Source organism: Mycolicibacterium sp. P4_G11, from assembly GCF_056555145.1.
The window spans coordinates 66,320-80,679 of the sequence record NZ_JBFUJW010000002.1 but is presented as its reverse complement, the minus strand read 5'-3'; the positions used below and the strand labels follow the sequence as shown (position 1 = coordinate 80,679).

15 protein-coding genes are annotated in these 14,360 nt (G+C 69.9%); 7 read left to right on the top strand and 8 right to left on the bottom strand.

Going from position 1 to position 14,360, the window contains the following annotated elements:
- Positions 1-24: 24 nt before the first annotated feature.
- Positions 25-246 (bottom strand): hypothetical protein, encoded by a 222-nt coding sequence (locus AC1U2B_RS04210; protein ID WP_131630721.1) that lies wholly within the window; start codon positions 244-246, stop codon positions 25-27.
- A gap of 329 nt (positions 247-575) precedes the next feature.
- On the opposite strand from AC1U2B_RS04210, the gene AC1U2B_RS04205 reads away from it, so the two are divergent.
- From AC1U2B_RS04205 to AC1U2B_RS04195, 3 genes are read left to right on the top strand one after another with little or no spacing between them, the layout of a single operon-like run.
- Complete coding sequence (locus AC1U2B_RS04205; protein WP_043402475.1) at positions 576-917, top strand: rhodanese-like domain-containing protein; 342 nt, start codon at positions 576-578, stop codon at positions 915-917.
- A 58-nt stretch (positions 918-975) separates the two neighbouring features.
- Complete coding sequence (locus AC1U2B_RS04200; protein ID WP_480215800.1) at positions 976-1,941, top strand: DUF4328 domain-containing protein; 966 nt, start codon at positions 976-978, stop codon at positions 1,939-1,941.
- A gap of 4 nt (positions 1,942-1,945) precedes the next feature.
- Positions 1,946-2,791 (top strand): glycerophosphodiester phosphodiesterase, encoded by an 846-nt coding sequence (locus AC1U2B_RS04195; protein ID WP_480215799.1) that lies wholly within the window; start codon positions 1,946-1,948, stop codon positions 2,789-2,791.
- On the opposite strand, the gene AC1U2B_RS04190 is transcribed toward AC1U2B_RS04195, so the two are convergent.
- The 3 genes from AC1U2B_RS04190 to AC1U2B_RS04180 all read right to left on the bottom strand — a co-directional run bounded on the left by AC1U2B_RS04190 (position 2,788) and on the right by AC1U2B_RS04180 (position 5,113).
- Positions 2,788-3,336, bottom strand: coding sequence for a ferritin (locus AC1U2B_RS04190; protein ID WP_043402482.1), 549 nt, complete (start codon positions 3,334-3,336; stop codon positions 2,788-2,790). The genes AC1U2B_RS04195 and AC1U2B_RS04190 overlap by 4 nt on opposite strands.
- 152 nt (positions 3,337-3,488) lie before the next feature.
- Positions 3,489-4,253 (bottom strand): CPBP family intramembrane glutamic endopeptidase, encoded by a 765-nt coding sequence (locus AC1U2B_RS04185; RefSeq protein ID WP_480215798.1) that lies wholly within the window; start codon positions 4,251-4,253, stop codon positions 3,489-3,491.
- Positions 4,254-4,312: 59 nt separating this feature from the next.
- On the bottom strand, positions 4,313-5,113 hold the full coding sequence (locus AC1U2B_RS04180) for a DUF2470 domain-containing protein (RefSeq protein ID WP_260972118.1): 801 nt from the start codon (positions 5,111-5,113) through the stop codon (positions 4,313-4,315).
- 121 nt (positions 5,114-5,234) lie between these two features.
- Here AC1U2B_RS04180 and pheA point away from each other — a divergent pair, with 121 nt between their 5' ends.
- Together pheA and AC1U2B_RS04170 are read left to right on the top strand one after the other, a co-directional pair.
- On the top strand, positions 5,235-6,140 hold the full coding sequence (gene pheA, locus AC1U2B_RS04175) for a prephenate dehydratase (protein ID WP_260972117.1): 906 nt from the start codon (positions 5,235-5,237) through the stop codon (positions 6,138-6,140).
- Positions 6,137-6,811, top strand: a complete 675-nt coding sequence (locus AC1U2B_RS04170) for a histidine phosphatase family protein (RefSeq protein ID WP_480215797.1) — start codon at positions 6,137-6,139, stop codon at positions 6,809-6,811. Before pheA ends, AC1U2B_RS04170 begins: the two co-directional genes overlap by 4 nt.
- Here AC1U2B_RS04170 and AC1U2B_RS04165 read toward each other — a convergent pair whose 3' ends face one another.
- The 3 genes from AC1U2B_RS04165 to AC1U2B_RS04155 are packed head-to-tail and all read right to left on the bottom strand — an operon-like array spanning position 6,812 to position 8,878.
- Positions 6,812-7,009, bottom strand: a complete 198-nt coding sequence (locus AC1U2B_RS04165) for a hypothetical protein (protein ID WP_480215796.1) — start codon at positions 7,007-7,009, stop codon at positions 6,812-6,814.
- A gap of 49 nt (positions 7,010-7,058) precedes the next feature.
- The gene (locus tag AC1U2B_RS04160) at positions 7,059-7,409 is read right to left on the bottom strand and encodes a metallopeptidase family protein (RefSeq protein WP_043402495.1); all 351 of its coding nucleotides are present in this window, start codon (positions 7,407-7,409) and stop codon (positions 7,059-7,061) included.
- Positions 7,410-7,411: 2 nt separating this feature from the next.
- Positions 7,412-8,878, bottom strand: a complete 1,467-nt coding sequence (locus AC1U2B_RS04155; RefSeq protein ID WP_480216055.1) for a septum formation family protein — start codon at positions 8,876-8,878, stop codon at positions 7,412-7,414.
- A gap of 122 nt (positions 8,879-9,000) precedes the next feature.
- Here AC1U2B_RS04155 and serS point away from each other — a divergent pair, with 122 nt between their 5' ends.
- Positions 9,001-10,257 (top strand): serine--tRNA ligase, encoded by a 1,257-nt coding sequence (gene serS, locus AC1U2B_RS04150; protein ID WP_480215795.1) that lies wholly within the window; start codon positions 9,001-9,003, stop codon positions 10,255-10,257.
- A 19-nt stretch (positions 10,258-10,276) separates the two neighbouring features.
- The gene (locus AC1U2B_RS04145; protein ID WP_480215794.1) at positions 10,277-13,591 is read left to right on the top strand and encodes an ATP-binding protein; all 3,315 of its coding nucleotides are present in this window, start codon (positions 10,277-10,279) and stop codon (positions 13,589-13,591) included.
- Here the strand turns inward: AC1U2B_RS04145 and AC1U2B_RS04140 are convergent.
- Entirely contained in the window at positions 13,588-14,313 is a 726-nt protein-coding gene (locus tag AC1U2B_RS04140) for a hemerythrin domain-containing protein (protein ID WP_480215793.1), read from the bottom strand. The genes AC1U2B_RS04145 and AC1U2B_RS04140 overlap by 4 nt on opposite strands.
- Between the last annotated feature and the right edge of the window lie 47 nt (positions 14,314-14,360).

Sequence of the window (14,360 nt, the reverse complement as noted above, 5' to 3'; positions counted from 1 at the left end):
GTGGGATCGATGCCCGTTGGGGCTTTAGACCAGAACGATCAGAACAAGCACCAGCAGCAGGACCAGTGCAATGATGCCGGCGCGGATGCAGGCGACCAGTTGACTGTTGGTGCGGGATGGGAAAGCGGAATGCCACTCCGGCGATGCGCCCGAACCTGGACGCAACGGATGTGCCGCCATTGCATGCTCCCTGACCTGCCAGAACAATCCTGGGTTCCCGATTTCGAGCGGAGTGAGGATTGTCACAACCGGATGTTGTGACGCCGATCATAACCATTTGCCGGCGGGGCGGGGAAATCGGGCGCCATCGGCGGCGGGTCGGGTCCGCGGCCCCAAAAGTACTTAGCTCGACAAGCTTTTTCGCTCAGTCCGCGTGTCGGCCTGTTGATCAATCGGGTCGAGCGGCCACTCGTTTATCCCCAGTCAATTACGGGTTTGGCGCGCTACTGCCGGTACGGGCATCCGCGGGCGGGCCGGCGCCCTGTGGATGAACCTGTGGAAACTGTGGATAGTTCGGCGATTGCTGTGGTGGCGTGCCGTGGTGGCGCAAGTGCTGGCCGTGCCAGCATGTACCCATGGACGATGTGCACGTGCCAGAGATTGACGTCGATCAGTTGCCCGCCGAGTTCGACTCGACCGCGGTCCTGCTCGACGTACGCGAAGACGACGAGTGGGCCCGTGGCCATGCCTCCGGGGCGCAGCACATCCCGATGAGCGAGGTGCCTGCCCGATTGGGCGAGATCGACGGTGACGCCACGCTGTACGTCATCTGCCACGCCGGTGGCCGATCGCTGAAGGTCTCGCACTACCTGGCGCGCAACGGGTTCGAACCGACGAACGTCAGCGGCGGGATGCTGGCCTGGGCCGGGTCCGGCCGCGCCATCGTCACCGACGACGGCGCCCCCGGCGCCGTCTGACGGCCCGTAGGCTGGTCCCGTGATCCAGGTCTGTTCCCGGTGCTCGACGCGTTGGAACGTGCGTGATCGCCAGCGCCAGTGGTGCCCGCGCTGCCGCGGTCCGCTGTTGGCGCCCGTCGCGCAGCTGCCGGCCGCCGGGCAGGCGAAGTCGGCGCGCGGATACCGCTGGATCGCGGTGCGGCCCGGCCCGGCGCCGAAGCCGCGTCGGCACCAACCGCCGTTGGGGCCGACGCCCCATTACGACCACATCCCGCGCTGGGGCCTGACCGACGAGTTCACCGAACAGGACCCTGGGCAAGCCGTTGGGCCGGACGCATCGCATCGCGGACCGTCGACCGCGGTGGTGCAGACGGTCGCGGCCGTCACGATGATCGCGCTCGGGGCCGCGGCGCTGATGCACGTCGTGCGCTACATCCTGCTGCTGATCAACCGCACCGTGCTGCTCAATCCGTGGGTCGCGATCGCGGGCAGTTGGCTCGGCGTCGCGGCGAGCGTCGTCGCGTTGTTCACGGTGCTGGCGATGGCCATCGTGTTCACCAACTGGCTGATCGCCCGCCGCTCGGCGGCCTATCACCGGGCGGGCACTTCCGAGCCACGCCGCCGCTGGGTGCTGTGGGTGGGCTGCCTCGTCCCGGTGGTGAACATGTTCCTCGCGCCGGTGTTCGTCACCGAGATGGCGACGGCCGAGAACCGCATGAACACGTTGCGTCGCCCGATCGGCATCTGGTGGGCGATCTGGGCCGTTTCCGGTCTCGTCGTCGCGTGGTCCATCTGGGGCATGTTCGCGACCGATCCGCAGGGCATCGCCGACAGCACCGAGGTGACGATCATCGCGTACCTGATGGGCATGCTGGCGCTGGCGATGGTCCTGCGCGTCTATCACGCCTTCGAGCGGACGCAGGCCGACGCACCCGCACGGCGCTGGGTCGTCGCGGGCGCCGAGGAAAGCGTCGGGAAAGCGGAGGCATCGGCCGCGGATTCGTCCGTTCCGGTTGAGGCCGCACCGGAGGAACCGGCAGCATAGGACCATGGCCTCGGACGGGCAGGACGGCACACTCGGTCACCCATTCGTGGTGGCACACCGTGGCGCGTCGGCCGAGCGGCCCGAGCACACGCTGGCGGCCTATCAGCTGGCCCTGAGCCAGGGCGCGGACGGCCTCGAATGCGATGTCCGGCTGACCCGCGACGGGCACCTGGTGTGTGTGCACGACCGCAAGGTGGATCGCACGTCCAATGGCACCGGGCTGGTGAGCGAGATGAGCCTGGCGCAGCTTCGCGAATTGGATTACGGCGCATGGCATTCGAGCCGGACCGACGGCGGTCAGAGTTCGGCCGGCCTGCTCACCCTCGACGAGCTGATCCGGCTCGCGCTGGACTGGGCCCGCCCGGTGAAGCTGTTCATCGAGACCAAGCATCCGGTGCGGTACGGCGCGCTGGTCGAGAGCAAGGTGCTTGCCCTGCTGCACCGGTACGGCATCGCCGCGCCGGCCTCCGCGGATCTCGCTCGCGCCGTGGTGATCTCGTTCTCGGCCGCCGCGGTATGGCGGATCCGCCGCGCCGCGCCGATGCTGCCGACGGTGTTACTCGGCGAGACGTCGCGGTACCTGGGTGGCAGCGCGGCGACGACCGTCGGCGCGACGGCGGTGGGGCCGTCGATCACGACGCTGCGTGAGCATCCCGAACTGGTCGACCACGCCGCCGCGCACGGGCGTGCGCTGTACTGCTGGACCGTCGACCACTACGAGGACGTGCGCTACTGCGCGGATCTCGGCGTCGGCTGGATCGCCACCAATCACCCGGGCCGAACCAAGGACTGGTTGCAGAACGGGCTGACCGGCGCGGGCCGGGACGCCGGCCAGGACGCCGAAGGCTAGAGATTGCCGCCGGCGGCTTCGGGAGCGGTCGGGTCGACGGCGCCGGCACCGGCGAGTTCGCGGGCGACGAAATCCTCGAGGTTGAACAGGTTGTCGCCGGCCCGGTCGGCGATCTTCACCAGCGTGGTGATGGTCGCGACCTCTTCGACCTGCTCCTTGAGGAACCACTGCATGAACTGCTCGCCGAGGTAGTCGCCTTCTTCGCGGGCCACGCTGGCCAGCCGGCTGATCTGCTCGGTGACGACGCGTTCCTGCGCCAGGGCGAGCTTGAGGGCGTCGGTCGGCGACGTGAAGGCGTTGCGCACCGGGTCGACGCCGGGAATCTCGACCTCGATGTCGCGGTCGAGCAGATACTTCACCAGCATCATGGCGTGATTGCGCTCCTCGACGGCCTGCGCATAGAAGTGCTTGGCCAGCTGCGGGAGGTCTTCTCCATCGAAGTAAACAGCGACCGCAATGTATTGCTGAGAGGCGCCGAATTCGCTCCGGATCTGTTCCTGGAGGAGTTGGTGGAATTTCGTCTCGAGGCGCGTCACTTCGGTCATGGAATTCAAGATAATGCAGGTCAAAGGCCCTTGTCATGCAAGGTCAACCTAATTCAGGAAAGGATATCCTTACCCGGTGTGACGGGCGCAATATATTCAAATTCGAATTGCTGAATGGAAATAAAGGTAAGCCTTGGTTGGCGTTGGCGGAATTAGGGTGAGTGCAGCCAGCCCAGATGGCGCGCCGCCAATGCGTAGCCGACGAATGCCACCGTGTCGATCACGCCGTGCCCGATGATCAGCGGCCACAACCGGCCGGTGCGCCGCCAGGTGTACCCGAACACCAGCCCCATCACGATGTTCCCGAGTCCGGCGCCGAACCCCTGGTACAGGTGATAGCAGCCGCGCAGCAGCGCCGACAGCGCCAGCGACTTGGTCGCGGAGACATCCAATTGGCGCAATCGGGTCAGCAGGAATCCGACGACGATGATCTCCTCGGCCCAGGCGTTCGCGAACGCCATGAGCAGCAGCACCGGAATGCGCCACCAGGTGTCGCCGAGGGTGCTCGGCACGACGTCGACGCCGATGCCCAGGGCCCGGCCGGCCACGTACAGCCCGAGTCCGGGCAGGCCGATCAGCGCGGCGAGTCCCAGGCCGCCCAGCAGATCGGGGCGCCACCGGAAGCGACCAAGCCCGATCGCCGCGGGCCGGAAGCCGGTGCGCCACAACAGATACAGGGCCAGGGCGCCCCAGCCGACCAGGGTGAAGACCGGACTGAGATTGAGCAGGAAGTCGATGAAGTCGATCGGGGAGCGACGGTGGTTGAGCGCCACCTTCTGCCCGGACAGCCCGAGGATGACGGCCTCGGCCAGGCTGACCACGGCCGTGTAGGCCGACAGCCCGAACGTCACCGCGAGCACCACGGCGACCTCGATGCGCAGTGCGCGTCGTTCGTGGTCCTGCTGCGGTCCGGTCATCGCAGCAACGGTAACCGCGCTTGGCTGATGCTCTTCGCGCAAGCGGCTCATCGGTGCGTTCAGAGCTTGCGCGCGCGCAGCCCGTTGAGGAACGGGCAGCCCATCAGCGTGCGGATGGCCTGGCTGAGGCCGGTGACGTCGTCGACGGGCTTGCTGAACGGCAGCCGGACGTCGTGGTCGCCGTCTTCGCGTTCGATGCGCAGCTGTACGCCGTAGCGGTCCAGGCCCAGCGGGCGCACGTGGCCGTGGCGCAGGGTGATCGGCAGTCGGCTGGCGAGCCGGTCGACCATGTCGCGGTGTGCGCTTTCCATGTGTTGCACCCAGTGCGATTCCATGGCGCAGAACGGATCGGGACGAGCGTCCAGGAGTGCGCCGACGGGCACCGATTCGGCGCCGGTGGCGTCGGCCACCACGACGGACTCGATCTCGAGACGGACCAACACGTACGGTGTGTCGGTTTCATCGTGGCCGGCGCCATTCACCTGGAGCAATGCGGGATGCGGGTTCTCGGAGGCGACCAGGTCGAGCATGGCCGGGACCCGTGCCGCGGGTACGTCGTAGAGGCGGCCGCGGAACCAGACCAGGGAGCGTACGCGTTCGCGCAGCGGCAGGGCGGCCAGGTCGGTCAGCTCCAACATGGCGGCGACCCCGCCGGCTCCGGCGGCGGTGACGGTGGCGGCGAGCAGTCCGGCGGCGGGCACGGTCAGGATGACGGAGCCGTCGGCCAGCAGGTGGTGCACCGGTGTGGTCGTCGGGGTGACGCCGTCGGCGGCCAGCGTCGCGTCGGCGGCCCGGGTGCACGCGCTGCGGACACGTTCGGCCGTGGTCGGTGCTGCGATTGTCGTCGTGAGGTCGCGCATGTCCCGCCTTCGCTAGTAAGTGAGGTAAGCCTAAGTTAACTATCGACGGGTGTTGACGCAAGGCCTATCGAAAGGCCCGCGTCGCGGGCTCTGGCAGGCGGGCAGCCAGTAGGGTTGCGGCGTGGCACGCATCGCCTATCTCGGGCCGCAAGGCACTTTCACTGAAGCGGCCATGCTGCAGCTGGTCGCCGGCGACCCGGATTTCGAACCGATCGCCTGTGATAGTTCGAGCGCGGCGGTGGAAGCCGTTCGCATGGGGGCCGCGGATTACGCGTGCGTGCCGATCGAGAACTCCATCGAGGGTTCGGTGCTGCCGACCATGGACAGCCTGTCGTCCGGCAGTGGAGTGCAGATTTTCGCCGAGCACACGCTCGACGTCTCGTTCAGCATCGTCGTCCGTCCGGGAGTGGCCGCCGACGCGGTGTCGACCGTCGCGGCCTTCCCAGTGGCCGCGGCCCAGGTGCGCCGCTGGCTCGCTGAACGGCTGCCGCACGCGACCCTGGTGCCCGCGATCTCGAATGCCGGTGCGGCGCAGCAGGTTTCCGAAGGTCTGGTGGATGCCGGGGTGAGCACCGCGCTGGCCGCCGTGCGGTGGGGGCTGGATTCGCTGGCCGACGGCGTGGTCGACGAACCCAATGCCAGAACGCGTTTCGTGCTGGTCGGCCGTCCCGGCCCACCGCCGCCGCGCACCGGTGCCGACCGCACGTCCGTCGTGCTGCGGCTGCGCAACGAACCGGGCGCCCTGGTGTCCGCGATGACCGAGTTCTCGATCCGGGACATCGATCTGACCCGCATCGAATCTCGGCCCACCAGAACGGAATTGGGCACCTACATCTTCTTCCTGGACTGCGTCGGGCACATCGACGACGTACCGGTCGCCGAGGCGCTGAAGGCGCTGCACCGGCGAGTGGCCGAGGTGCGGTACCTGGGGTCGTGGCCGACCGGGGTGGCCGCCGGTGCGGCGCCGCCGGTCACCGATGAGGCGACACAGTGGTTGGCGGGGTTGAGAGAGGGGAACCGCGGATGAGCGGGCGCTTGGTATTGGTGCGGCACGGGCAGTCGGAGGCGAACGTCGCCAAACGGTTGGACACCCGGCCGCCGGGGGCGCCGCTGACGCAACTCGGTCATCAGCAGGCCCGCGATTTCGGGATCGACTGGGCGCATCCCGTTGGCCTGGTGGTGCATTCGGTGGCGGAGCGGGCCGTGCAGACGGCCGCTGCCATCGCCGACGGCCTGGGACTGGACCCGGTCGAGGTCCACGGCATCCACGAGGTGCAGGTGGGCGACCTGGAAGACCGGAGTGACGCCGACGCCATCGCGCAGTTCGACGCCATCTACGACGAGTGGCAGCGCGGCACCCTCGATGTCGCCATGCCGGGCGGCGAGACCGGTCTCGAGGTGCTGGACCGGTTTCTGCCGGTGCTGACGCACCTGCGGGTGCGGTACCTGGACGACCACGAGTGGGCGGGCGACATCCTGGTGGTGAGCCACGGTGCGGCCATCCGGCTGGTGGCCGCCCAACTGGCCGGTGTGGACGCCGATTTCGCGTCGGAGCATCACCTGGTCAATGCCGAGTGCGTGGTACTGAGCCCGATCACCGACGGCCGGTGGAGCTGCGTGCAGTGGGGCTCGGTGCTGCCGCCGTTCTACCCGGGGCACGACCCCGAGGCGCCGCCGGCGCCTGACCCGATGGGCTGACTACCCCGCCGCGCGCAGGCCCACCGCGGGTTGTGCGCAGCCGCACGCGACCACGTCGCAATCGATGCGCAGGGCATGCTCGGACTCGGGTAGCGCGCACGTCTCGTCGGTGCATTCGGCCGGCAGACCGGCGTGCACGATGACCGTGCCGTGGCAGTGCGCCAACCCGTCCACGCAGTTGCGGCAGGCGGTGCTCATGGACTCTGTTGTAACACCGCGGTCCGACAAATTCGCGGTGCCGCGCTGCTCAGCCCCAGCCCAGCTCGTGCAATCGCTCGTCGTCGATGCCGAAGTGGTGGGCGATCTCGTGGATCACCGTGATGGCGACCTCATCGACGACCTGCTCCTCGGAGTCGCACATGTCGAGCAGGGCATCGCGGTAGATCGAGATGGTGTCGGGCAGCGCGCCCGCGTAGAAGGAATCGCGCTCGGTCAGCGCGACCCCTTCGTACAGCCCGAGGATGTCGGGGTCGTCCGGATTGCGCGGCTGCACCAGCACCACGACGTTGTCGAGCGCCGCGGCGAGCCGGGGCGGGATGAGATCGAGCGCGTCGGACACCAGCTCCTCGAACCGCTGCTGCCCCATGCGTACCGGCATGGCTACGGAGCGGGTGCCGGCGCGGCCGGTCCAGGCGGCGCACCCGCGCCCACCGGTCCGGCCGGTGCCGCCGGCGCGGCGGGCTCGTCCTCGATCGGACCCTCCAGGGGAGCGCCGCTGCCGGGCACCGGCGGAGCGGGCGGCGGACCGTTGAGGAAGGTGTTGCCCTGCTGCTGTTGAGGCGTACCGGGGGTGGTGTTTCCGTGCTGGTTCGAGGTGTCGGGCTGGCCCGGCATGTGCTGGTTGCCCTGCGGCGTCTGCGAGGTCTGCTGGCCGCGCTGGTTCTGCCCGGACTGATCGGACTGACCGGACTGCGAACCCTGCGACGACGACGATGACGACGAGCCCTGCGACGACGTGTCCGCCGGCGGCTCGATGACCGGGATCGGCGGGAGGTTCAGCCGTTCCTCCGGGATGGCCGGCGGCGCGACGGGCGACTGCCCGTTGACCATCAGCGGTCCCTTGGCGCTGTTGATCAGCGTCGACCAGCCGCCGTTGCCGAGCGACGTGCCGATACTGCACGACACCTGCCGGCTGCCGGCCGTCCAGCTGGGCAGCGCGATCGAGCTGTAGATCAGGGTCAGGGTGGTGCCCCGCAGCTGAACCGGGGCCAGGTAGGCGTCGGTGGCCTTGGTGCACGCGTCCTTGATGTACCCCAGCTGCTCGGGCTCGGCGGGCATGACGTCGTGGTACTTGTCGGCCAGGTTGACCGCGCCGGTGACCTCCATGGCGTGCGGCGCCGAGCAGTCGACCGGGATGTCGATGGGCTGGTTGGTCGCCGGGTCGATGCCGAGGCAGGTGCCGGCCGGCCACACCTTCGACTGGTCGACGTCTGCGACCTTGCCCTTGTAGGCCAGCTGCTGGCTGTTCGGGCCGAGCAGCTGCAGGCCGCACAGCATGCGGCGCTGTCCCTTGGTCTTCCAGGCCTTGTCGCCCGACCAGACCAGGCTCACCGCGAACTTGCCGTTCGGGTCGAAGCGCGGGCCGAGGTAGTCGCGCGCCGCGTTCTGGCACTGCTCCTGGCTGATCTGCTTGATCCGGGAGTCCGACGGCGGCGCCGCGTTGGGGCCGTATTCACTGCCCGGGAACGTCCGCATGTCCAGGGACTCGGCGACCTCGAAGCGGTGTTCGTTCTTGCAGTCGACGATCTCGACGGCGTCCGGCGAGCGCTCCGGCCAGTTCAGGCAGTCGCCGGGCTTGGCGTGGTCGAGGGTGTCGCTGACGCGGCCGGCGTTGACGCGGCCGGTGCTGAAGCCGAGCCCCGTCGGGCCGAGGGAGCCTTCGGGCAGGACGGTGAGGACGCCGGCGATGAGCAGTCCGCCGAGCGCGGTGAGGACGAGCGCACGTTGAGTCCCGGTGACATGCATGCCGTGCATGCGTTGTCGCCAGGTGGTCGTCGTCTTCGGCGCGTCTGGGGGTGTGTCCAGTCCCAGTTCGACCGCCGCGGGTGCGTCCAACATCGGTTCTATTGTGACAGCCGCTGCTGGAGCTGTGACAAGAGTTGCAGTTGTACTGTTATGTGGTTGTGGCCGGGCCCGGCTAGTGGCCCTCGACATTCCACGGTCGCGGTGAGAAAAGTAGTCTGACGCCCGTGATCGACCTCAAGCTGTTGCGCGAAGATCCAGACCGGGTGCGGGCGTCGCAGCGGTCCCGTGGCGAAGACCCTGGCCTCGTGGATGCGCTGCTGGATGCAGATGCGGCCCGGCGCGCCGCCATCGCTGAGGCGGACACGGCGCGGGCCAACCAGAAAGCGGCGAGCAAGCTCGTCGGTGCGGCCTCCGCCGAAGAGCGGCCAGCCCTGCTGGAGAAGGCCAAGGAACTCTCCGCGGCGATCAAGGCCATCGAGGCCCGGCAGGCCGAGATGGAGGCGGCGTTCACCGCCGCGCACATGGCGATCGGCAACGTCATCATCGACGGCGTGCCCGCCGGCGGCGAGAGCGACTTCGAGGTGCTGGACATCGTCGGCACCCCGACGGCCATCGACCACCCCAAGGACCACCTGGAACTGGGCGAGGCCATCGGCCTGCTCGACATGGAGCGCGGCGCCAAGGTGTCCGGCTCGCGGTTCTACTTCCTGACGGGCCAGGGCGCCCTGCTGCAGCTCGGGCTGCTGCAGCTCGCCGTCCGGCTGGCCACCGAGAACGGGTTCACCCTGATGATCCCGCCGGTGCTGGTGCGCCCAGAAATCATGCGCGGCACCGGATTCCTGGGCGCGCACGCCGACGAGATCTACCGCCTCGAAGCCGACGACATGTACCTCGTCGGGACCTCGGAGGTGCCGTTGGCCGGTTACCACTCCGACGAGATCCTCGACCTGTCCGAGGGGCCGCTGCGGTACGCCGGCTGGTCGTCGTGCTTCCGCCGGGAAGCCGGCAGCTACGGCAAGGACACCCGCGGCATCATCCGCGTGCACCAGTTCGACAAGGTCGAGGCCTTCATCTACTGCAAGCCCGAAGACGCCGAGGCCGAGCACCAGAAGCTGCTCGCCTGGCAGCGTCAGATGCTGGCCATGATCGAGGTGCCCTACCGCGTGATCGACGTCGCGGCAGGCGATCTCGGCTCGTCGGCAGCGCGCAAGTACGACTGCGAGGCGTGGGTGCCGACGCAGCAGGCCTACCGCGAGCTGACCTCGACCTCGAACTGCACCACGTTCCAGGCCCGGCGGCTCTCGACCCGCTATCGCGACGAGAACGGCAAGCCGCAGACGGCGGCCACCCTCAACGGCACCCTCGCCACCACCCGCTGGCTGGTGGCGATCCTGGAGAACCACCAGCAGCCCGACGGCAGCGTCCGGGTCCCCGAAGCCCTGGTGCCGTACGTCGGCACTTCGGTGTTACAGCCCAAGTAGAAACCACGTCGGCGGGGGCATGACGGTGGAATACCCGGTGCGGGTGGCGGTGCTCGGTCCGGTGCAGGCGTGGGTCGGTGACGATCCGGTGGACCTGGGTGCGCGGATGCAGCGGGCGCTGCTGGCCCGGTTGGTCGCCGCGCGCGGCCACACGGTGTCCGTCGACCGGCTCATCCACGACCTCTGGGAAGGCGAACCGCCACCGAAGGCACTGTCGGCGTTGCAGGTCTACGTCTCGCATCTGCGACGCGTGCTCGAACCCGACCGGCAGCGCCGGGCGCCGGCCCGCATCCTCGTCAGCGCCGCGCCCGGGTACTGCCTGCGGTTGCCGGACAACGCCGTCGACTCCTGGCGTTTCGAAGCGAAAGTCACTGCCGCACAAGAGGAATCGGATGCGCGAAACCGTGTGCGACTGCTCGACGAGGCACTCGCCGGTTGGGCGGGCGAGCCGTTCGCGGGGGCCGGTGACGCCCTGTGGGCGGTGCCGGAGGTCTCGCGGCTGACCGAACTCCGGCTGGCGGCGGTGGAAAGCCAGGCCGCCGCACTCGTCGACCTCGCCCGGTACAGCAGCGCCATCGCGGCGCTGGAAGGGCACGTCGCCGAGCATCCGGGGCGCGAAGGGGCCGCCGCGGTCCTGGCGACCGCGCTCTACCGGACCGGGCGGCAGGCGAATGCGCTCGAAGTGCTGCGGCGCACCCGCGAGCACCTGATCGACGAGCTCGGTCTGGAACCGGGCCGGGCCCTGCGCGATCTCGAGCGCGACATCCTGCGCCAGGCCGATCATCTGGAACCGTCGCGGCCCGCGCCGGTGCGGTCGACGACGCCGGCGGCCCCGGCTGCCGCGCCGCGGGAACCTGTGGGTCACGTCGCATACGGCCGGGCCGAGGAGCTCGCGGCGATCGACGCCACCGCCCGTGGCGTCGCCGCGGGTGCCAGTGCGGTGCTGTGGATCGGCGGCGAAGCGGGCTCCGGTAAGACCACGCTGGCCGCGGCCGCCGCGGCCCGGTTGCGGGCGGCCGGCTGGCGGACGGTGCACGGCCGGTGCCAGGAGGTCCATGGCGCGCCCGCAGGCTGGGCGTGGACCGAGGTGCTCCGCGAGCTGGTTGATTCGACCGATCACGACCGGCAGGCGCTGGCCCCGCTGTTGCACGACGGCGCCGCCGCCGAGCAGGGCACGTTCTGGCTGGGACAGGCGGTGGCCGACGCGCTCGGTACCGTCGCCGACGACCAGCCCCTGGCCGTCGTGCTCGATGACCTGCACCGCACCGACGGCCTGACGCTGGAGCTGCTGCGGCTGGTGGCCGACCGTGTTCAGGACCGCCGCGTGCTGGTCATGGCGACGTACCGCCCGTCGGAGGATCGCGGCGAGTTGGAGGTGGCCCGGGCGGCTCTGACGGTGCATACGTCCGCGCATCTGATCCTCGGCGGTTTGGACGCCGCGGCCACCGCTGCCGTCGCCGCCGATTGCGGACTGACGACCAGCGGCGAGGCCCTGCGCCTGCTGCGGGAACGCACCGGTGGCAATCCCTTGTTCGTGCGCGAACTGGCCCGGCTGATGGCCGCCGAGGGGCCGGACGCGGTGTGGGCGTCGGTGCCGGTCGGGGTGCGCGACGTGCTGCGGCGCCGGCTGGCCCGGTTGCCCGGCCCGACGGTCACCGCCCTGCGGCAGGCCGCCGTGCTGGGCCGCGACATCGACGTCGACCTGCTGGCCGAGCTGGGTCGCAGCGACCCCGACGATCTGCTCGATGCGCTGGAACCGGCCGTCCTGCTGGGCCTGCTCGACGAGCCGTCGCCGGGCCGGCTGCAATTCGCGCACGGGCTGGTCCGCGACACCCTCTACGAGGACACCTCGAAGCTGCGCCGGTCCCGGTTGCACGGCGCCGCGCTGGAGCTGCTGCGCGCACCCGGCCGCTCGGTCGACCAAGCTGCCCTGGCGCACCACGCCGTCGCCTCGGCGACCGCCGAAACCGCCTCGGCGGCAGCCGATTTCGCCACCGCCGCGGCGCGGGACGCGGGTTCGGTCGGGGCCCACGCCGAAGCCGCCCGGCAGTGGCGCGCCGCGGTCCAGATGCTCGAACTCGCGGCCAGCCGACAGCTGGCGCCGAGCGTGGCAATGCTGGATCAGGACATCGAGGTCCGCTGCGGACTGATCGCCGCGCTGGCGCAGTCCGGCGACGCCGTCACCGCGCGCAGCGAGATGAAGTGCGCGCTGCAACTGGTCTCCGGCCGGTCGCGCGACGACCTGGTGGTGCGCATCCTCACCGCGTGGGACACCCCGCTCGTGTGGCGCGACCGCGAGTACGACGAATCCGACGGCCAGATGATCGGGCTGTTGCGCCACGTGCTGGCCGGCGACGTTGCCGCCGCTGACCGCATCCGGCTGCTCAAAGCGCTCTACGTCGAGTTGGAGGGCAACGACCCGGACGGTGCGCTGGCGGCCAGCACCGAGATGCTTGCGCTGGCGCGGCAGGTGTACGCCGACGATCCCGGGGCGGGCCGCCTGCTGTGCACTGCGCTCAACGTCCACGCGTTCTGTGCCCTCGGACCCGACCTCGACACCGAGCGCGACGTGCTCGCCGCCGAACTGCTGCACACCGCCGAAGCCGCCGAGCAGGCCGACTACCAGGCGGTGGCGCACTGGCTGCTGTCGCTGGCGGCCGGCAACCGCTGCGACCTGGCGACGGCCAAACGCCACGTCGACCTCGCGGTGGCGCGCGCGAGCACGGGTCAGCTGGTCCACCTGCTGGGGGTGCTGGGTCTGTTCCGCGCCCGGATGTACCTGTTGGCCGGTCGCCTGGACGAGGCGGTGAGCGCCTACACCGACCTGGCCGCACGCATGGCCGAGAACGGCGCCGCCAACGGCGCCAAGCTGGCGATGGTCGGCCGGACGACGGGCGAATTCTGCCTCGGCGACCTCGGCACACTGGCCGACGAGTTGCTGTTCTTCTACCGGGAGATTTCCGTCGCCGCGCTGGACGCGGCGGTGCTGGCGCTGGTCGCGCGGGGCCGCGAGGCCGAGGCCCGGGAGCTGTGGCCGGACCGAAAGCCCATCGAGCGGGCCTATTTCTGGGTGCCGTTCACCGTGCTGCGGGTCAACGCCGCGGTGGCGATGGGTGACCTGGACGAGGTGCGGGCCCGCTCGGCCGAACTGGCGCGCTACTCCGGCAGTATCGCCGGGCTCGGGGTCGACGGGTTGATGGTCGGCCCCGTCGACGATGCGCTGGCCGCGGCCGCCGACGCGCTGGGCCGACCCGACGAGGCCCGCGACTACCGCAAGGCCGCCGAGGCGCTGCGGGACCGGCTGGCGGCCGAGGCCCGCAGCTTCATCGACTAGTCGGCAAGCGCCTCGAGCCGGCTCTCCGCGAGGTCGCCGAAGACCGCGCGCATCACGCGCCGGTGCCGCAGCGCCAGCACCGCGAGGAATGCCCGCAGCCCGATGCCCAGCTGTCCTGCCATCGAGGCCCGCTCGTCGTCGGTCATCACCGCGAGCGAGCGCGGACCGTCGAACGACATCCGGCTGCCGGCGCGGGCGGCCGCCTCCACCGCCTCCCAGTCCGCGACCGACACGTGTTCGGTGATCAGCGGGAACAGGTCCAGTTCCTCGTCGTTGATGTGCTCGGTCAGCAGCGCGGTGAGTTCCGCCAGCTCGAAGGCCATCAGGAACGCGACCTTGCGGTCACCGTTCGACAGCCGGAACGCCGCGGCGCGGGCGCGCAGCTGGTCCAGGCGCGGGTCGAGCGCGGCGTGGTCGTCGGTGAGCTCGCTCAGGTCCAGGTGATCGCCCACGCTGGCCTGGATCACCGGCCACAGCACGGTGTCCTCGGTGCTGTGGTGGTGATGGATGGAGTCGCACAGCATCTCGATGTACTGCGAGATGGCGCGGGCCCGGGCGGGCGTGCAGATCACGTCCCGATCGCGCACCGCCTTGGCCAGCTCGGTGAGACGGACCAGGTCGACGAGCATGGCGCGGTGCGCCAGCGTGATACCCAGCAGATCGGGCTTGGGTTCGCCGGCTTGGCGCGGTGCGACGGTGGTGGTGTGGACGGAGGTGGGCACAGCGGACTCCTTGTGATCAGGTTGTGCACAGCCTGCTGCCCGTGACT